At 73.8% G+C, this 19,529-nt stretch carries 9 protein-coding genes; 1 reads left to right on the top strand and 8 read right to left on the bottom strand.

Annotated elements, in window-relative coordinates; genetic code table 11:
• Nucleotides 1-85: 85 nt before the first annotated feature.
• The 5 genes from LNK82_RS03255 to LNK82_RS03235 form a co-directional block, all read right to left on the bottom strand.
• Nucleotides 86-1,048, bottom strand: coding sequence for a S1 family peptidase (locus LNK82_RS03255; protein WP_230565391.1), 963 nt, complete (start codon nucleotides 1,046-1,048; stop codon nucleotides 86-88).
• The gene (locus LNK82_RS03250; protein WP_230565390.1) at nucleotides 1,041-2,366 is read right to left on the bottom strand and encodes a hypothetical protein; all 1,326 of its coding nucleotides are present in this window, start codon (nucleotides 2,364-2,366) and stop codon (nucleotides 1,041-1,043) included. Before LNK82_RS03250 ends, LNK82_RS03255 begins: the two co-directional genes overlap by 8 nt.
• Complete coding sequence (locus tag LNK82_RS03245; RefSeq protein ID WP_230565389.1) at nucleotides 2,363-7,516, bottom strand: peptidoglycan-binding protein; 5,154 nt, start codon at nucleotides 7,514-7,516, stop codon at nucleotides 2,363-2,365. The genes LNK82_RS03250 and LNK82_RS03245 overlap by 4 nt, the downstream gene beginning before the upstream one ends.
• Entirely contained in the window at nucleotides 7,513-9,483 is a 1,971-nt protein-coding gene (locus LNK82_RS03240; RefSeq protein ID WP_230565388.1) for a CHAT domain-containing protein, read from the bottom strand. Before LNK82_RS03240 ends, LNK82_RS03245 begins: the two co-directional genes overlap by 4 nt.
• A 171-nt stretch (nucleotides 9,484-9,654) precedes the next feature.
• Nucleotides 9,655-9,888: a hypothetical protein gene (locus LNK82_RS03235; protein WP_230565387.1), complete on the bottom strand. Its 234-nt coding sequence runs from the start codon at nucleotides 9,886-9,888 to the stop codon at nucleotides 9,655-9,657.
• A gap of 201 nt (nucleotides 9,889-10,089) precedes the next feature.
• Between LNK82_RS03235 and LNK82_RS46560 the strand changes: the two genes are divergently transcribed.
• Nucleotides 10,090-15,342, top strand: coding sequence for an NACHT domain-containing protein (locus tag LNK82_RS46560; protein WP_268995674.1), 5,253 nt, complete (start codon nucleotides 10,090-10,092; stop codon nucleotides 15,340-15,342).
• Here LNK82_RS46560 and LNK82_RS03220 read toward each other — a convergent pair.
• From LNK82_RS03220 to LNK82_RS03210, 3 genes are read right to left on the bottom strand one after another with little or no spacing between them, the layout of a single operon-like run.
• Nucleotides 15,333-16,565, bottom strand: a complete 1,233-nt coding sequence (locus LNK82_RS03220; protein WP_230565386.1) for a cupin domain-containing protein — start codon at nucleotides 16,563-16,565, stop codon at nucleotides 15,333-15,335. The genes LNK82_RS46560 and LNK82_RS03220 overlap by 10 nt on opposite strands.
• A gap of 25 nt (nucleotides 16,566-16,590) precedes the next feature.
• Entirely contained in the window at nucleotides 16,591-17,727 is a 1,137-nt protein-coding gene (locus LNK82_RS03215; protein WP_230565385.1) for a cupin domain-containing protein, read from the bottom strand.
• A 5-nt stretch (nucleotides 17,728-17,732) separates the two neighbouring features.
• Nucleotides 17,733-19,526: a GMC family oxidoreductase gene (locus tag LNK82_RS03210; protein ID WP_230565384.1), complete on the bottom strand. Its 1,794-nt coding sequence runs from the start codon at nucleotides 19,524-19,526 to the stop codon at nucleotides 17,733-17,735.
• Nucleotides 19,527-19,529: the final 3 nt, after the last annotated feature.

Here is a 19,529-nt window from a genome sequence, read left to right as displayed (position 1 = left end):
GCGACGACGTCAGGTGCCACGGCGGCCACGAGACCGGACCTGTCACCGGGCCCTCGCCGACCGGCTGCCGGTCGAAGACCACCCCTCAGGGCCGGACGGCCCCCGGCACGGTCCACAGCCACTTCTCGTAGGACGCCACGCGGGTGTAGATGCCGCCGTCGCCGCACGGGCGCAGCGACGAGGCGGTGGCCCGGGACGTCGCGCCGGCCAGGAACCACTGGCCACCCGACTGAACGTAGGCGGGACCGCCGCTGTCGCCGTTGCAGCTGTCCCGGTCGAGGAACGGCGAGCCGGCCACGAACTCCGTGGCCGCGTCCGCGCCGTGCCGGGGGTGGTCGCTCGCGATCGGCACGTCCACCATCCGCCTGCGGCCGTAGCCGCCGCTGCTGTGCACGTCGGTGTTGCCGTACCCCGCGAGCCGCACGAACTTGGCGGCGGCGACCTGGTCGGGCGTCGCGATCGGGCGCGGCGTGACCGAGGCGGGGCGGGCGAGCACCAGGACGGCGATGTCCCCGGTCGGGCGCGGCGGGCGGTAGTCGGGGTGCGCGAGCGCGGTCTCCACCTCGATCACCTCGCCGTCCTCCGGGAACTCCACGTCCTTGCCGATGAACACGCGGGCCGCGCACCCGCCGTCCACGCAGTGCCCGGCGGTGACGACGACGTTCTGGGAGACGAGCGTGCCCGAGCAGCACCACCCGTCGGCGCTGCCGATGGCGACGCACTCCGGGAAGTCGGCCGTGGGCACGCCGCCGATGATGCGGGCGTGGTCCTCGACCACGGCACGCATGTTGGCCAGGTACACCGGGTCGGTGAAGATGCTGTCGGACGGCGGCTCGGTGGCGACGGCCGACCTGGTCAGGGGCGACACGCCGCGGCGGAGCAGCGAGCGGGCCAGGCGGTAGCCCTCGGCGGCGTCACCGTTGAGGAAGCCGTCGACCTGGTTGGCGATCGCGTGGTACACCAGCACGAACCGCTGCTCGTCGTCGCCCGCGACCACCCGGGCGAGCTGCGCCACGGCGGCCATGGGGTCCTGAGGTCGTTCAGTCATGGTGGTCATCGTGGGCCTTTCGGATCATCGTGTCGATCAGGTCGTAGAGCTCCGCGCCGGCGGCCCGGTCGTCCGCGACCGGGCCCTCCTCGCCGACGTCGGCGCGCGAGCCGTCCCCGACGGCCTTCGCGACCTTGTCGAGGATCAGGTCCTGCGCGTTGACGCGGTCGGGCGGCGGCGGGGCGAACAGGGCGGGTTCGCGGTCGAACGCGAGCCGTGCCGCCGCGATCAGGCAGCGGACGTCGCTGGTCTCCGGGCGTTGGTGGTCCACCAGGCCGTCGGCGGCGGTGACGGCGTGGCGCTGCTGGTCGGCGGTGAACGCGATCACCTCGCGCAGCGGCCGGTCGCCGAGGCCCGGGTACGGCCCGTCCAGCAGTGCCGTCGTCATCGGGGCGATGTCGTCCTCGAACTGCCCGCACGCCGCCCGCGGCGTCGCGAAACCCGTCTCCGCCAACGCCTGCGCGGTCAACGCGAGCCGCACGGCCGCGTGCGGGTGGACCAGGACCGGCCCGTCGACCTCGGCGGCCGTGGGGGCGTCGTCCACGACGAGCAGGTCGGCCAGCGCGGACGCGAACGCCGGACCGGCCGCCAGCACCCCGTACAGGTCGGCGAAGACCTCCGGCAGCCACGTGTCCCAGGCGTCGCGCCGGGCCTCGGGCATGGTCCGGAACACCGGCCTGGTCAGCGCGCGGACCGTGCCGAGCAGGCCGAAGTCGCGTTCCACCGCGTGCCCGACCTCGTGCCCGATCACCACCGCGTCCGGCAGGTGCACGAGCTGGTACCACGGCAGGCCGATGATCGGGATCGGCAGCCGCGTGACCACGCCGAGGAAGTCCGCGGTGTTCAAGGCGTCGGGCACGTCCTCGACCACGAACGGCGTCTCCCGCAGGTGCGTGAACGGGCTGAACTCGCCGCTGAGGTGCACCAGCGGGGCCTCGCGGTCGCGGCCGGCCGCCGCGGGCTCGTAGCACCGCCAGGCGAACTCGTCCACGGCGGTCAGGAACGGCCGGTACCACTCCACGTACCGCAGGTTCAGCTTCGAGCGGTAGAAGTCCCACAGCCGGTGCACCTCCAGCATCCGCAGCTGGAGCCGGCGGCACTCCCGCAGGACGTCGGCGCCGTCGGCCGCGACCGCGTCCAGCTCCGCGCCGATCCGCTCGACCACCCCGCCGAGCCGGTCGGTGAGCCGGACCACCTGCGTGTGGTGCTTGCGCAGGACCCGGCCCGACCCGGTCTCCGCGCGCCACCGGGCGAAGTCGGCGTCGATGCCGGCGAGCTTGTGCCTGAGCTCGGCGACCTTGCGGTCGGTGGTGGTCATGGCCGTCCTCCCGGTCCGGGCACGAGCCGCAGCCACGGCAGGTGCGTGTGCAGGGCGACGCCGGCCGACGGCAGCACCCGGTCGAGTCCGGTGGCGTGCCGTGCGGCCGAACGCAGCCCGCCCGCCACCTCGGCCAGGGACCGGCCGGCCGCGATCGCGCCGATCACGGCGTCGCACAGGTCGTGCTCGCCGTCGCCGGCCAGGCCGGTGCCCAGCACGCCGGCGCACCGGCCGAGGGCGAACAGGTCGCCCCCGAACGCGTTGCGCAGCAGCAGGTACGAGATCGCGTCGTCCGAGCCCCACGGCCGGTTCACGTCGAGCACCACCAGCGGCCGGAACCCGTCACGCGGCACGGCGGCGAGCACCCGGTTGAGCGCCGTCACCGGGATCTCCTCGGCGGTCGGCGTGGCGGTGAACGCCTCCGCCGCCCAACCACCGGCGAGGAACGTGAGCGCGACGCCGCCGCCGGACTCGCGCAGCCCGCCCGCCAGGTGCACCACCGCCGGCGTCCGCCCACCGCGGACCGCGCGGGTCACCGCGCCGGCGAGCCGGTCCAGCGTGGGGTTCTCGACCGACTCCACGTCGAACCCGTGGCTGCCGTACAGGCGGGCCAGGTCGACGCCGGAGCTCAGGTGCCCGCGGGCGGAGTCGAGCTGCGACGACCGGCTCGGCTGGGCCAGCACCGCCAGCGGCTTGACCGGCTCGGCGAGGTCGCGCTGCAACCGGTCCAGCAGCTCGGCGCCGAGGTCGGCGTCCGGGGTGAGCCCCCGTGCCTCCTGGTACCGCCGCAACGCCTCCCTGGTGTGCGGGCCGAGGTCGCCGTCGGCCGCCAGGTCCTCGTCGGCCGCGCGGTTGAGGCCGACCTGGACGAACCTGATCTCGTCGCGGTAGGCGGCCTCCCGCGACACGGCCCGGTGGAACGTGGCGACGGCGGGGTCGAGCACGACCAGCCGCCGCACGTCCGGCCGCAGCGCCAGTTCCCACGGCACCGGGCCGAGCCTGCGGTCCTCGACGTCGCACCGGAGGTCGAACGGGCTCCGCAGCGCCCGCAGCGCCGGACCGGGCAGGAGCAGCGAGCCGAGCCCGGCGCACGTCGCCTGCCAGTCCTCCCGCAGTCGTTCGGCGAGGGGCCCGGAGCCCGCCCGGCCGACGCCGAGGATCGCGTCCACGAGGGCGTTGTCGTGGCGGACGGTGGTGTCCACGTCGGGCGGGACGAACGTCCCGACGACCAGCGCACCGTCCTCGACGGCCAGCCGCACCCGTCCGCGCGCGCTCCGCAGCGTCGTGCCGATCCGCCCTCGCGTGAAGCGGGACGCGACCGCCGCACGGCGGGTGTCACCGAGCGCGGCGAACGTCGCGCCGGCGCGGACCAGCTTCGGTTCCGGCTCCAGGCTGGACTTCTCCGCGATCACGCTGTCGGCGTAGTGCGACCTCGCGTGCCACTGGGTCTCCCGCTCGTCGGCGGCGACGAGCAGCGGCGCCGCCCGGCGCAACAACGCGTCCGCTCGATCCGACTCGTCCAGCGCGATCAAGGCTTCCGCGCGTTCGACCAGGAAAGCCGCGCACAGCATCGGGTGGTCGCCGAACTCCCGGAGGAACGCTTCGACGTCGCCTCGCGCGGGAAGTCCCAGCCGGTCCGCGGCACGCGACCACTCCCGGAGCGTGAACCACGAGCCACCGGTCGGGCGCGCCTCGGCCAGCTTCCGCTCCGCCGCCGCCCGATCGCCGGTCAGCCGGTCCACCTCCGCCGACCTGAGGTCCAGCAGGGCGCGATCCGTCGCACGCAGCCGGTCGGTCTCCAACCGCACCAGCGACGCGACCTCGCGCCACGCGTCCCGCGCCGGGTCGTCGTGCGGGTCGGGCACGCGGCGCAGTTCGTCCAGCACGACCAGGCGCGCGGACGCGGGCGTGATCTCGCGCAGCCGCGCCACCAGTTCGTGCAGCAACCACCCGAACCCGTCGGGCAGGTCGATCGCCAGCCCTTCCAGGGCGGCACGTGCCACCAGGCACGGTGGGCGTGCCCGCCGGTGGAGCTCGTCGATCACGGCGGCGACCGCGTCCAGCGCCTCGTGCGGCCGTGCGGCGAGACCCAGCAGCTCGACCCGGGCCAACTCCGCGGCGCACCAGGCGTCGGTGCCCCGCGTGGTCAGCTCGGCGGCCTCGGCCAGGTGGTGCTCGGCCAGGGTGAGGTTGCCGACCTCCCGCATGAGCAGCACCGCGGAGTGCGTGTGGCAGCGGGCGACGGCCGCGCGGTCACCCTCGTGACGCCACCGCGACCGTGCGGTTTCCAGCGCGTGCAAGGCTTTCCCGTAGTGCGCCACCACGCCCTCGGCGACCCCGGTCAGCTCGCGCGCGAGCGCGGTGCCGGTGGTGCCGCGGGCGGAGCGCTCGGCGCGGTGCGCGAGGTCGAGCGCGAGCAGCGGCCTGCGCGCGGCCAACGCCACCCTCGCGCCGGCGGCCTGCCCCTCCCAGTCACCGTCGCGCGCGGCGACCCGTCGCGCGTGCAAAGCCGCCCACTCCAGCCGGTTCGCGCCGAGGCCGAGCTCGACCGCGAGCAGGCCGGAGCGGCGCTGCTGCTCGGCGTTCGACGGCCCGCACCGCCGGGCGCGGACCAGCTCGCGGATCGCTTCCGCCAAGCGCCCGAAGTGCCGGTACGCCTTCACGATCCGCAGCCGGATCGGCGGTTCCCACCGGTGGGCGCCGACGCGGACCGCCGCCTCCGCCGCACGCCGGTACTCGTCGGGCGCGAGCCGGTCGCCGAGGATCATCCGCACGTCGCCGAGCAGGATGCGCAGCCGCACGTCGTCCTTGGTGCCGGACGACCGCCGCAGCGCCCGCTCCAGCTCGGCTCGCGCGGTGGTCACGTCGCCGGACTTCAGCGCCAGCGCGGCACGCACGTACGCGAGCCGCCAGTCGGGCACGACGTCCGCGCCGAAGTCGTCCCGGTCGCGCACGACGGCGGAGAAGTTCTCCTCGGCCCGGCTCCACAGCTGGTCCGCCGCCTCGACGCCGCCCTGCCTCGCCATCTGGGTGAGCGCCGCGGCCAGCTCGTACCGGGCCTCCACCACGGTCTCCCGGGTCACGATCGGCCCGTGCTCCTCCCACCGGCGCGGGTCGGCGTCGGCGTCGACGTAGTCGGGACCCAGCACCTCCTCGGCCAACGCGGCCCGCCGGTGCGCCTCACCCAGCTCCACCTCGTCCAAGGCGGCGCGCCAGTAGGCCACGGCGGCGGGGCCCTCCAGCCGGAACCGGTGGTAGACCGCCTCCCTCGTCCACCGGTCCCACCGGTCGGGGTCGGCCTCCGCCTTGCGCTCGAAGAACGCCACCGCGCCGGCGTGCAGCCGGTCGTGGACGGCGTGCGACCGGACCAGGCGGCGCATCGGCTCGGCCACGGCCTCGGCGAACCGCAGCGAGCCCGGCTCGCCCGGCACCGGCACGACCCAGGAGGTGGTGCCCGCGAACGCCGTCAGCCGCGGCCACAACCGCTCGACGTCCACGTCGGCGGTGGCGGGGAACAACGACGCCGGCTCGCCGCCCGGCACCACGTCCTCGCCCGGGTCGTCGAGGTCCAGGTCGCCGGACGCGGCGGCGCGCAAGTACGGCTGGAGCACCTCGCGCGCGAAGTCGAGGCTCAACGTCCGCGCCACCATCCCGTACCGGAGCAGCCACCGCAGGCCCGGGTCGGCGATCGGCCGCAGGACCTGGAGCACGAGCGCGGTCAGGTCCGCCCGGTACTCCCGGATCTCGGCCGGTGTGATGTCGGGCCGCTGCTGCACCAGGTCGGCCAGGCGCGCCAGCACCACCGGCTCTCCCCCGGCCTTCGCCACGATCGCGTGCCGCAGGTCGGCGCGCGTGATGCGGCGCCGGTCGGCCAGGTAGCGCGACGCGTCGTCGTCGGTGAACGGGACCAGGTGCCGATCGACCGCGGGCGGCAGCACCGGCACGGTGATCGGGTGGCGGCCGGCCAGCACGATCCGCATCGCCGGGCAGTCGCGGTACAGCCGGAACAGCTGCCGGAGCAGGTCGGCCAGCTCCTCGCGCGAGCGGTTCGCGTACACCCGGTCCACCGCGTCGAGCACCATCACGGCGGGGCGGCCCGCCATCGCCTCGTTGAACGTGCGCACGAAGTCCCGGAGCACGTGCGCGCCGAGCCGGTCGCGCTCGTCGCACAGCCGCCTGCTCGCCGCCGCCGCCCGGCCCGGGTCGGCGACCTGGCGCCGCGAGATGACCCCGGTCCACGCGTACCGCTCCAGGAACTCGGTGAACGGCGCCGCCGCCAACTGCTGGTCGAGCTGCGCCGCCGCCTCCACCAGCAGCAGCCACGGGTACCGCGCGACGTTGACCGGGTCCAGCACGTCGAAGTCGCCCAGCACGCACGGCACGCGCCGCGGCACCAGCACCCGGGACACCAGCCAGCGCAGCTCCATCGTCTTGCCGCGCCCGGACGGACCGTGCAGCACCACGATCCGCGGTCCGTCGCCCCGGACGAGCCGCTGGTAGGTCGCCGTCGTCCCGGCCCTCTCGAGGAACGTGGCCGATTGCAGGTACTCGGTCGACCACAGCCCGCGGGTGCGCAGGTAGGCGGCCCGGTCGTGGCGCAGCGCGATCAGCTCGGGGCCGATCAGCCGCACCCGGTCCCCGTCGCCGAGCACGTCGATCAGGTCCTGGCACAACGCCAGGTCGTGCCGGTGGTCGGCCTTGGCGTAGAGCCGGACGAACAGCTCGGCGGCGGCGCGGTGGTCGACCAGCACCAGCTGTTCGAGCAGGTCGACGGGCTGGTGCGCGGCCCGGTAGTGGCGTGCCAGGCGATCGACCAGCGACCGCAGCTCCTCGGGCACGGTCCGCGGGTCGGCCCCGTCGGGCCACCAGCCGTTCCAGTAGCGCGCCTTCGCGCCCGCCCGCAGCCGGAACGCCTCCCGCGTGCCCTGGATCGGCTCGACCTCCGGCGCGGTGACGACCGCGTCGAACGGCGGCGCGCCGTCGACGTCGGCGACGAGCACGTTGTCGTACAGCTCCCGGTCGAACGAGCGGACCGCCGCGCACCGCCGCAGCACGTCCCACTGGTCCGCCGGTCGCAGCGACGCCAGGACGTCCTCCAGGGAGTCACCCCGAGCCAGGCGTCGCAACAGCTCGGCGTCGATCGGCTTCATCGCATCCGCCTCACGATGTTCTCCAGGTCGCCGAGCACGGCGGGGCTCCACTTGCCGGTGGCGACGCCCTTGCCGATCGCCTCGATCAGCTGCACGTGCGGGTCGCCGATCGCGCGGCCGACCGCCAGCACCACGTCCTCGGCCAGCGCGGAGAACTCCTCCGCCTCGATGCGGTCCAGGTCGACCCGCGTGCCGCCGCCCAGCTCCGGCCAGTGCGTGGCGAACTGCTCGTTCGTCATCACGACCACGAGGCTCAGGTTGGGCACCTCGCCGTCGGCGACGTGCCGGATGAGGTGGTCGTACAGCTGCTGCCGGAACGCCGAGTCCAGCACGTTCCCCACGTGGTCGAAGACCAGCAGCAGCGGCTCCGGCTGCGCCGCGCGGCCGAGGCACGCCCGGAAGGACTCGAACGTCGCCGCGACGTGGTGCGAGGTGCCGCCGGTCAGCCGCGGCCACCGCGCCGGCGGCGGCGTCGGCACCGGCGGGTCCGGCGGCAGCCTGCCCTCGGCGAGGTGGACCACGTCGTGGTTGAACCGGTCGAACGCGGACGCCACGCCCTCCGGCAGGGTGGGCAGGTCCTCCGCCACGTCCCGGATCGCGTACAGCACCTCGAGGAAGTCGAACCTGGCCGGCCGGTCGCCGAGCACCTCCACCGGGTTCGGCCGGTCGAAGCTGACGTACTTCACCCGCCGCCCGCGCACCGCGCACCGCCGCCGCAGCCAGTTCAGCAGCCGCGTCTTGCCCACCTGCGACTCGCCGACCACGAGCAGCAGCGGTTCGAGCGGCTCGCCGACGCCCGGGTCGACGCCTTTGAGGAGCTTGTGGCGCTCGTGCACCCGGTTGACGAACGCGCCGACCTCCTTCTCGAACTGCTGCTCGATCCGCACCGCGCGCGCCCCGGTCGCGGACAGGTCCGGGAGCACGTCGTCGGGGCGCACGCGCAGCGTGAGGCTCGGCAGGATCCAGTCCCGGGCGCCGTCGGACACGCCGGTGGCGGCGTACACGGCCTCGCGCGCCGTCGTGACGGCCCGGTCGACCGGCTCGTTGTCCAGCAGGCCGCGGTAGAGCGAGCCGCCGAACAGCGCCGCCGCCGTGCCCCGGATGTCGCCCTGCATGCCGACGACGGCGGCGGCCCCGCTGTCGAGGAACACGTCGGTCAACGCCACCGCGTCCGCCGTCTCGCCGGACCGGCAGGCGTTCAGGATCGCCAGGCGCGGCGCGGGACGGCTCAGCAGGTCGCCGATGTAGGTCGGGGTGAGCAACCACGCCTCGCGGCCGGGCGGGACGATCCTCAACGCGGGCTGACCCGTGCTCGCCTTGCGCGTGCCGTGCCCGATGAAGTGCAGCACGTGCGGCACGACCCGCCGGTAGGCCGCCTTGAGGTCCGACTCGGTCGGCCGGGACAGGAACTCCGCCTCGATCCGGCCCGGCGCGCCGCCGACGACCCTCTTGATCTCCCGGATCTCGTCGCGGGAACCGATGTCGTCGTCGTCATCGCCGCGCACGACCAGCACCCGGATCGGCAGCGGGTCGGCGATCGGGTCGTCGCCCGGGACGCGCCGGTGCAGCCGGATGAACGGGTGGTCGGGCCGGACGAACAGGGCGTGCGCGGACCTGGCCGATTCCCACGGCAGGCGGCGCAGCGCCGGCGGGAGGCACAGGAACGTGCGCCCCACCCCCGGCCGCGACCAGTGCTCGCGCACGGTCGGCGGCAGGAGCAGCCGACCGAGGTGCACGCCGAGGTCGGCGAACGCCTGCGATTCCGGGTTCGCGTGCAGGAAACCGACGATCGCGTCCGACGCCGTGGCGCCGGTCGACGGCACGGGCAGCGACGCGGCGGCCAGGTCCGCCGGCACGGTGTCCGACGCCGTCGGCTCCGCCGGCCACACACCGTCGTCACCGAGGTAGAGGTCCACCCGGTGATCGGCTCCCTGGCCGGGCTGCGTGATCTCGATCAACGCGTCCACAGGGGCTCACCCACTCGTTCCGGACACGGCGTCCTCCCCGCCGGCCGCCTATACCTGGAGTCGGCCCTGGACCAGGCGGGGTTACGAGGCGTCACCCGATAGCGCTAATGCGTACCGCCATCGAGCGCAACTGGTAGTCGGGTGCGCACAGCGCGTTCACCCGTGCCGGACTCAGGCCTGCCCGGCCAGGAGGATCGCGCCGAACACGACGAAGCCGACGAAGAACGTCGGCAACGAGGCCGGCACCGACCACCCGAACGGCAACCACCTGTGCCCGAAGAACCGGCGGACCAGCCAGGCCGAGACCAGGCAGGGCAGCACCAACCGGCCGAGCATCACCCCGACCCCGTACCCGGACGCGGGCGGTCCCCCGATCGCGACCACCGCGACCAGCACGACGCCCACCCAGACCAGGGACGCGAGCAGGCCGCGGCCGAACGACGTGCCTGAAGGCGCAGGTGCGCGAACGGGCTCCCGGGGCGAAGCCGGGAAAGGGGCGTTGCGGTCGGCGCAGCCGGCGGTGGCCAGGCCACCTCGCCGGACGGGGTCCGCCGACGTGGGAACCCGTGGGACGATGCGTTCACCGCGAGCGAAAGGGGTTCGAGGTTGGAGAAGGGCCCCCGGTCCACCGATGCCAACCGGATCGGCGGCGACGTGCACGGAGCCGCTGTGCTGGCCGGCACGATCCACGGCGGCGTGCACATCACCGTGACCGGCGCGGAAGCCGAGCAGGGGTCCCCGCTCGCTCCCGCCGAGGACGATCCGGCGTTACCGGGACTGCCCACGCCGGTCCGGTTCCTGCTGCGGGCACAGGTCGACACCGCCCAGGAAATGCCTTACCGGCTGCCCGGCCCGCGGCGGTCGTCGCTGGTGACGGTCCACGTGCGCCAGGACCTCGGCACCGGCACGGAGGAACTCGCGTCGGAGCCGTCGCGGCCGGTGCCGATCGTGGACGGTCGCGGCCAGGTCGTGGAGCCGCCGAGCCCGCCGACCACCCGGTTGGCCGTGCGCGCGCCCACCCGGACGGTCTGGGAGGCGTTGGACCGCGACGACCACGTCGTGATCACCGGTGGCCCCGGGCAGGGCAAGTCCACGCTGTCGCTGCGGCTGGCCGCCGACGTCGCCGAGCGGTGGCTGGCCGGCGACGGCGAACCGCCGCTGATGGCCGAACGGGTGGTGCCCCTGCGCCTGACGGCCCGGGAGCTGGCCGCGCGGCTCGGCCGACCGTTCCCCGAGGCGGTCGCGGAGAGCGCCGGTGTGGAGTACGGGGCCCTGCTGGCCTCTCCCCTCGACCCGCGCGCCCTGGAAGGGCGGATCGCCGGCTGCCGCTGGCTGCTGTTGGTGGACGGCTTGGACGAGGTCGCCGACGCCACCGAACGGGACCGCCTGGCCACCGTGCTGGCCGCGTGGACCGCCGAGCCGTCGTCGCCCTACCGGGTCGTGGTCACGACCAGGCCGATCGAGGGCGCGGCCCTGGCGCCGTTGCAGCGCATCGGCGCCGCCCGCTACGAACTGCAACCGTTCGACGAACGCGCGCTGCGGCAGTTCGCGCGCAACTGGTTCGGCGACCGGGACCTCGCCTACCGGTTCGTGCGCCAGATCCGGGCCGCCCACCTGGACGAGCTGGCGCGCGTGCCGCTGCTGGCGACGATCGCCGCGATCATCTTCGAGCAGCCGGGCAACCGCCCGTTGCCGGACAACCAGTACGAGCTGTACGAGGCGTACCTGAAGTTCCTCCGCACCGCCCACACGGCCGAGCCCGGCCCGTTCGAGCCCGTGCGCGACGCGTTGCTGGAACACCTCGGTCGCGTGCGGCTGGAGGCCGACACCTCACTGGTGAACGCCGCGCACGACTGGGCCGCACGGCGCCTGCCCGACCTCGTGGGCAGGTGGCAGGACGACCTGATCACCTACCTCGCCGCCGTGGGTCCGTTCAGCCGTCGCGGCGACGACCTGCGGTTCCTGCACCACAGCTTCGCCGAGCACCTCGCCGCGACCGCGAAGGCCCGCCTGCTCCCCGACCGCTTCGACCCCGTGCACGCGGACTTCGCGAGCCTCCTGCACGCCGCCCGCGCCGAGGACCGGGGCCGCCACGCCAGGGCCGTGCTGCTGCACCACACCCGCCTGCACCCGACGGAAGCCGACCGCCTCCTCGAACACCTGCACGCGGCCGGTTCCGACCAGCACCTCCTGGCCGCCCGCCTGCTCGCCCGGCACCTGCCGGCCGGACCGGCAGCGGTCGACGACTTCCTGGGCACCGTGCGGGGGTGGGCGATGACCACCCAGCACCCCGCGCTGAAGATCCTGTCGCAGACCAGCCGTGCCGCCCACCACCCCGGCACCGCTTCGTGGCTGCGCGGTCTCATGGACTCGGACGACGCGCCGTGGCCGTCCCGGGTCGAGGCGGCCGCGGCGCTCGCGACCAGGCTTCGCGGCACCGAGTCCGCCGACGCGGCCCGCCTGCTCCAACGCGTCGTGGACGACCCCGCGATCCCGGTCGAGCACCGGCTCGCTGCCGCCGAGGCGCTGACCGAGTGCGGCCCGGACGGCCATCGCGCCTCCGACCAGGGCCTGCGGGCCATCCTCGCCTCCCCTTCGGTCACGGCCGAGCAGCTGCGCAACGCCGCCGTCGTCCTGGCCGGCTTCGACGGCGAGTCGCGCGACCACGCCGTCGCCGCCCTGACGGCCGTGCTCGACCGCACCAACGCCCGTGATCACGCCCGCGTGCACGCCGCCACCGGGCTCGTCGAGATCGACGTGGAGCACCACGAGCGCGCCGCCGAGGTCTTCCGCGAGGTCCTGCGCACCCGCACGCACTTCAGCGCCGGGTTGCGCGAGGCCGCGGTCGGCCTGGCGTCCCTGGGTCCGCAGCGCTCCGACGAAGCCGTCGCCGCCCTCGCCCGGCTGATCGCGGACCGGCACTCGGCCATCGGCGACCGGGTCTCCGCCGCCGAGGCCCTCGCCGAACTGGGTCCGCAACACCGCGCTGCGGCCGTCGACCACCTGCTGGCGTTGTCCAAGGCGTTCGACATCGACGCCTACACGCGGTCGAGCATCGCCCGTGCCCTCGCGGACATGGGCGCGCAAGATGAGGCTTTGAACCTCCTGCAAGCGCTCCTCGCCGAGTGGACCACCGACGCCAACGGCAGGTTGTGGGCCGCTCAAGCACTTGCCGACCTGGGACCGGAACACCGGGACGAGGCCGCGGCGACGCTGCTCGGCGTGACCACCCACCCGACGGCCTCCGCCTACGACCGGTCGTCGGCGTTCGCCAGGCTGGCGGCGTTGGGCGAGCCCTATCGCGCACCGGCGGTGTCGTCCCTGCTCGCGACGCTCGCGGACCGCTCCCTCGACGCCGCCTTCCGCACCCAAGCGGGCACGCAGCTGATCGGGCTGGGCCCGGAGTTCCACGACGAGGTGGCCCGTCACCTGTCGGAGATCGTCACCCGGCAGGAGGACCCCGACGCGCGCCTGGTCGCGTGGCGCACGCTGCGACGCCTGGGCACCGGCTTCCACGAGCGGGCATCCGCCGCCCTGTTGTCGCTGGTCGCGCTGGAGCAGCGGGAGCTCTGGGCCTCGTACCGCGACTACCCGACCTTCAGCCACCTCGACGTCACCGATCGGGACCTGCACGCCACGGCCATGATCGCCGTGGTGCGTGACCCCGCGTCGGACGGCCGGGCGCGGCAGAGCGCGGCGTCCGCCCTGATCTCACTGGGTCGTCCCTTCGGCCTTCCGGTCACCGAGGAGATCGTGCGCCTCATCAAGGCGCGGATCGTGCCGGATCCGTGGTTGCACCTGTGGACCAGGGACGTCCGCCGGATGGGTTCCGGTCCACGCGCCGAGGTGGCCGCCGCGCTGCGAGCCTTGGCGGAGGACCCCGATGCGAACGCCACCACCACGTGCCACGTGGCGAAGGCCATGGCGGCGTTGGACCACCGGTCCGACCCGGTCGTCGTGGCCCGCCTGAAGCGGATCATCGCCGACGACCTGCTGCCCTTGTCGGACCGCGGTGACGCGGCGGTGGAGCTGGCCCGCGCGGACCCGGCCGCGATCGACACCGCGGTCGCCGTGGTGATGCGGGAGGACGACGACACCGCGGCGACCACGTGGAGATCACGCGTGAAGGCCCTGGCCGAGCTCGGCGCGAACCTGGCGCCCGCTCTCCGGGCTCGTCTGGCCGATCCGGATTCCGACCGCCACCGGCGCCTGGCCGCCGCCGACGTGCTGGCCGACATCCACCCCGGTTCGCGGGACGAGGCGCTCTCGGAGATGCGCGAACAGGCGGCCGACGCATGCCTCGGGTTCCGGTGGCGCACGGACGCGGTGAGGACGCTCGCCGAACACGACCCGACCACGCTCGACGCCGCGGTCGCCTTCCACGCCCGGGTGCTCGACGACGAGTCAGAACCGGTGCGCGACCGCGCCGAGGCCGCGTGGCAGCTGATGGTGCTGGCCCCGGCACAGGGCGAGGCGGCCTTCTCCTCGTTGCGGAGGTTCGCCACGAGCCCCGAGTTCACCGTCGAGGAACGTGCGGACGCCCTCGACTGGTTCGTGCACCGCGTATCCCGCGATCGTGAAGTGGCCCGGTTCGTGCAGGCGGTCGTCGACGACCCGGCCGCCGGCCCGAAGCAGCGACGTCAGTTGATCCCCGCGCTGTGGGGCAAGGACCGGCTCCGCGCCGAACGCGACCTCCTGGCCGACCACACCGCGTCGCCGGCCCAACGGGTCGGTGATCTCAGCGAGTGGATCGAGCCCGCGCTCGCGACCGAGGCGGCAGCGGTGCTCCGTGAGCTCATCACCGCGGTGGAGACGATGCCGGCGGACCGGATCAGAGCCGCCTCGGCCCTCGCCGGGCTGTCACCCCGCATGCGTCCCGAAGCGGTCCGGGTGCTCGAACGGACGGCGTGGGGCCCGACCTTCCGCTACAACGTCCGTCACGCGCTCCTGGGCTTGAAGGGCGCCGGCCGCCAGTACCTCCTGGCCGAGGACGAGGCCACGGCCCGCGACGGCGCCGAACCCGTGGCCGACCGGGCGAGTGCCGCCCGCCGGATCCACTCCCTGACCGGCGACACCCCGAAACGGCTGGTCCCGGTGCTCCACGAGTTGGAGGAGGACCACCGGTTGTCCGATTCCGACCGCGTGCACCTGCTCTACGCCTTGAGGCGATCAGGCGGTCTGCGACGGCTGCGGGCCATGCGGGACGACGGGCGGACGTCACCCGCGATCCGGTGGCAGGCCGCGTGGCGGCTCCACCACCACTCCGTGGGCGACCGCGCCGCCGCTGTTCGCGTCCTGCACGGCATCGCCACCGATCCGACCCTCAGACCTGCGGTGCGGTGGCAAGTCGCCCACGACCTCATGGCGTTCGGCGAACGGGGTCGCGAGCTCGGAGCCGCGTGCCTCTGGGAGATCGCCACCGACGAGGGGTTGCCGGCCCTCCCCCGGGTCGACGCCGCGCGCAGGCTCGGCGCGGCACGACCCGACCTGCGGAAACAGGTCATGCCTCTGCTGCGGCAGTTCCGCACCGCCGAGAACCCGTTGGTCCGCACCCAGGTGTTCGAGGCCATCGGCGTGTTCGACCCGGCCGAGGGTGCGATCGCGTTGCGGGACATGGCACGTGACCTCACGCTCCCTCCCGGTGCCAGGCTGCGTGCCGCGACAGCCGCAGCCAACCTGCGCCGTGACCACCGTGAGAGTGCCGCCGTCGTCGCCCGGGAAGTCGCGCACGACCCGGCGGTCCCGCGTCACGTCCGCGTCAAAGCCGCACGGGCGTTGGCCCGGTGGAGCGAGCTGTGCCGTCCCGAGGCGCGGGCGTTGTTGGTGGAGCTCGGCGTGGCGAACGGTGGTCAGTCGTAGCCGCCGAACATGAACAGCGAGATCTGGTGGTCCGACGGGTTGGCAAGGCCGTGCAGGTTGCCGCCCTTCAGGAACGCCAGGTGGCCCGCCCGCAGCAGGCGCACCTCGAAGCACCGGTCGCGGGTGTCGGGCTCGGCCCAGTCGCCGATCACCATCCAGCCCTCGCCCTCCAGCATCAGGAACACCTCGGAGTTGTCCCGGTGCCGGTGCAGGCCGATGCCGCACCCGGCGTCGAGCACGTGCAGGTCCATGTAGTCGACCGCCAGGAACGGCTCCTGCCCGCCCGTGCCCTTGCGGCCGAACGCGTCCAGGTTGTACGGCTCCAGCCCGCGCCCCAGCTCACCGGAGCCGGTGAACCGGAAGTAGTTCGACAGCAGGTTGCGGTACTCCAGGAACCCGATGCCGCCGTGCGGGTTCGGGCTCCGGCCCACTTCGAGGAACGCGTCCCACCCGCGCACCACCATCTGGAACGCGAGCGCCACCGGCCCGATCTCGGCCGCACGATCGGCGCTGCGCCACCGCAGCACGACCCGCAGCGGGCGGACCGGGTGCAGCAGGTGGTCGGGCACGACCTCCCGGACGTCCCGACCGTCCAACCCGGCGCGGCCGAACGCGTCCGGCGCGCCGCGCGCGAGGTCCGGGCGCGCTTGCAGGATCCCCAGCTTGAGCGACTGCCTGCCGCGCACGCCGACCCGCGACTCCAGGTCGTCACCGCGGTAACCCCACAGCTCCGCGACGTAACGCCCGGTGTCCGGGTCGTAAGGCGCCTCCACCTCGGCCCGGCCGCCACCCTCGACCGCCACCTCCACGAGCACCCGGTCGCCGAGCGAGCCGCCGTGCGCCCGCGCCAGCGCGCTGTCCGGGCCGGCCCGGTAGGACAGGTGCAGGAACGGCCCGGTCCAGTCGCCGGCCAACGCCCACCCGCGCACCGCCCTGGTGTCGCCCAATCGGAAGTCGGCGACGTTCTGCTTCTGGAAGTCGGTCTTGAAGTCCTGCGCCACCGGGTCGAGGACGTCGGTGTTCGGGCTGCTCGGCCCGTACAGCTCCAGCCACTCGTGCGGCAGCACGTACTGCAACGACGGCGTGGCGTAGCACTCCAGCTCGGCGGCGAGCCGGGTCTCCTGCACGACCGTGAGCAGTCGTTCCAGCGGGTTGTCGGACGAGTAGTCCGGCGTCGCACCGGGCTCGACGCGGCGCACGGCGTCACCTTGGGGTATCCGCACGGGGGTCACCTCCCACTCAGGGGTTTCAGGGCTGGTACAGGAACGCCACGAACTTCAACGGCTCGTCGCCGTCCGCGCGGATGCCGTGGATGCCGCCGCTCTTGGTGAACAACGTGCTGCCCGGCCCCACGGCCACCTCACGGCACTGCTTGCGGCCGATGCCGTACACGTGCCGCTCGACGATCGGCTGCCCCGCGGCGGCCGGGTCGTCGTCCACCCCCAGGTAGGCCCGGCCGCGACCGGACACGACGTAGTACAGCTCCTCCGAGCCGATGTGGCGGTGCGTGCCCTCGACCACTCCCGGCGGGATCGTCACCTCGTGGAAGAACACCAGGTCGCCGCCCAGCTCGCGCTGCACGAGCCAGCGCATGTCCAGCACGTTGCCGTCGCCGGCCTCAGGGTTGTCCGGGTCCATCATCGCGTTGCGGTAGCGCACCGGCGGCACCTGCGCGGAGTCGGGGATGAACCACGCGCGCTGGTAGTCCAGCAGGTAGTTCAGGTCGCGCACGGTGTTCCGGTCCGAGGAGGGCGACGGGTCGCGCGGCTCCTGGTGCGAGCGCAGGAAGTTGTTGTCCCACTGGACGTCCGGCACCGGGTGGCCGGTGGGCGTGGTCATCGCCACCTCGCTGAACGCCACCTCCAGCCGGCGCAGCGCCTTGATGTCGACCAACGCCGACGACAGCGACGGCGGACGCGTGATCGGGGCGTTCGCGCCCATCAGCGGCAGCACCCGGTAGTCGTGGTGGGTGTGCTCGGGCGGCTCCAGCGTGTCCCACAGCTCCACCGCGTACGCGTCCACCGCCTTGTCGTAGCGCAAGGTCACCGTCGCGTCCGCCGTGAGCGCGGCGTCGTCCGGCAGCAGGCGCACCCACGCGTTCACCGAGGAGCCGAGGCGGCGTCCGCGTTCCCGCACCAGTTCGGTGAGCCGTCCGGCGCGGTACTCCAGGCGCAGCACGGAGCACAGCCGCGTGCCGTCGAGGTGGACGCTGCCCTTCATCGCGGTGATGTCCGGGCCGTTGCGCACCTCGTCCACGTCGTAGCGGTACCGGGGACTGCGCGAGGCGTGCAGGTAGCGCGAGTGGTAGATCCGGTCCGGGAAGAACACGACCCGGAAGATCTCGTTCTCCGGCTGGGTGAAGATGTCGTCGAACGCGGGGTCCATCGCCGTCACACCCTCGTGGTGAGCAGGTCGCCGACGCGGAAGGCGTTGGCCTGGATGGTCAGGGTGGGGTTCGCGCCGCCGGAGGTCGGCATGAACGACCCGTCGGTGACGTAGAGGTTGTCGAACCGCCACGCGCGGCAGTCCGGGTCGAGCACCGAGTCGGCCGGGTCCGCGCCGAACCGCGCACCGCCCAGCACGTGGTTGGCGATGCGCCGCACGTCGTTGCCGACGTGGCCGTGCCCGATCACCTGCACGCCGTCGCCACCGGCGGCGAGGATGCGGCGGCACTGCTCGGCCAGCACGTCCATCACCGCGCGGTCGTGGCTGTGCCAGCCCTTGTCGATGTGGGCGACGGGCCGGTTCCACTTGTCGCGCACGGTCGGGTGCAGCGTGATCCGGTTGGTGGGCAGCGGCAGCTGGTTGGCCATGAACGCCACCGACAGCTGGCGGCCGAAGTTCTCGGTCAGGTAGCCGTCGAACGCGTCGCCGCGCATGTCCAGGTCGTACAGGTAGCCCTTCCAGATGGTGTCCATGTCGTTGGCGGCCCACGTGCGCGCCATGCTGATCGGCAGCGCCGAGTCCGACGTGTTGTTGTAGATCGCGCCGCCCGCCCACAGGTTGTTGGCGCGCAGGAACTCCGGCGCGGCGCACGCGTCGGTGGCCCAGTCCGAGTCGAGCGTGCGCGACTTGTCGTGGCGGCCGGGCACGCGGGCCGACGCGCCGCCGAAGCAGTGCGTCAGGAAGTAGCGGCCGAGCAGGTCGTTGCCGTTGATCCGGGCGGCGAAGCCGTCGTCCAGCGCGGCGGACAGCTGCAGCAGCCGCACGGACTCGATCGCGCTGCACGCCACCACCACGACCGTGCCGCTCACCGTCCGCTCGCGACCGAGCGGGTCGCGGTAGTGCACGGCGGTCACCCGCGAGTCCGTCGCGGACAGGTGCGTCACGGCGCAGTTGGCGCGCAACGAGAACCCCGGTTCGGTCGAGATCGGGTGCAGCAGCGAGACCCACGTGTTGGACTTCAGGCCCAACGGGTCGCCGTAGCGGTTCACGAACGCGGTCTTGATCGACTCGCGGTCCAGCGGCACCGTGCGCCCGCTCGGCACGTGGTCCTCCGTGATGACCGCCAACGGCGTGCGGTAGCGGCGGTAGCCGAGCGCGTCCATCCCGGTGGCGACGTGCGCGCTGATGCTGTTGGGCTCCAGCGGTTTCTGGTAGTGGTCCACGCTCACGGGCTTGAGCCGGCCGTCGCGGGTGCCGTTGATGCCGACCAGGTCCTCGGCGCGGCAGTACCACGGCTCCAGCTCGTCGTAGCCGAACGGCCAGTCGCGCGCCTCCCGGGCCACGTCGCCGTTCACGTCGTCGCGCAGGTCCGAACGCCCCTGGTTCACCGTGCGCAGCCGGAAGTCGTCGGGCGCGAACCGCAGCGACACGCCGCCGTAGAGCTGCGTGCCGCCGCCCACGACCTGTGCCGTGTACCCCTCGATGGTGACCTTGTCCCGGCCGTCGCTGTCGCGGTAGACGTGCGGCTCGTCGTTCAGGTCCGGCTCGACGTGGCTGGAGTAGAACGACACACCGGTGTTCGCCACGCCCTGGACGCGGAGCACCTTCTCCGCGCCGGTGGCGAACTCCTCGTCCCGCTTGAAGTCCGACAGGCCGTCGGGGCTGGTGTGCTGGGCGTGGAACAGCGGCCCCTTCTCCAGCACCAGCACGCGCTTGCCCGCCCGCACCAGCGTGTGGGCGATGGGCGCGCCGCCCGCGCCGCTGCCGATGATCACCGCGTCGAACGCCTCGTCGGCCATGGT

This window comes from Saccharothrix luteola (assembly GCF_020859565.1).
Classification (GTDB): domain Bacteria; phylum Actinomycetota; class Actinomycetes; order Mycobacteriales; family Pseudonocardiaceae; genus Actinosynnema; species Actinosynnema luteola.
The sequence above is the reverse complement of the archived record's forward strand: the minus strand, read 5'-3'. Positions and strand labels throughout refer to the sequence as shown.

Coding starts and splice junctions, on each gene's coding strand:
- LNK82_RS03245 (WP_230565389.1), bottom strand. CDS start 7,516: ATGAAGCCGATCGACGCCGAGCTGTTGCGACGCCTGGCTCGGGGTGAC.
- LNK82_RS03215 (WP_230565385.1), bottom strand. CDS start 17,727: ATGGACCCCGCGTTCGACGACATCTTCACCCAGCCGGAGAACGAGATC.
- LNK82_RS03210 (WP_230565384.1), bottom strand. CDS start 19,526: ATGGCCGACGAGGCGTTCGACGCGGTGATCATCGGCAGCGGCGCGGGC.
- LNK82_RS03255 (WP_230565391.1), bottom strand. CDS start 1,048: ATGACTGAACGACCTCAGGACCCCATGGCCGCCGTGGCGCAGCTCGCC.
- LNK82_RS03250 (WP_230565390.1), bottom strand. CDS start 2,366: ATGACCACCACCGACCGCAAGGTCGCCGAGCTCAGGCACAAGCTCGCC.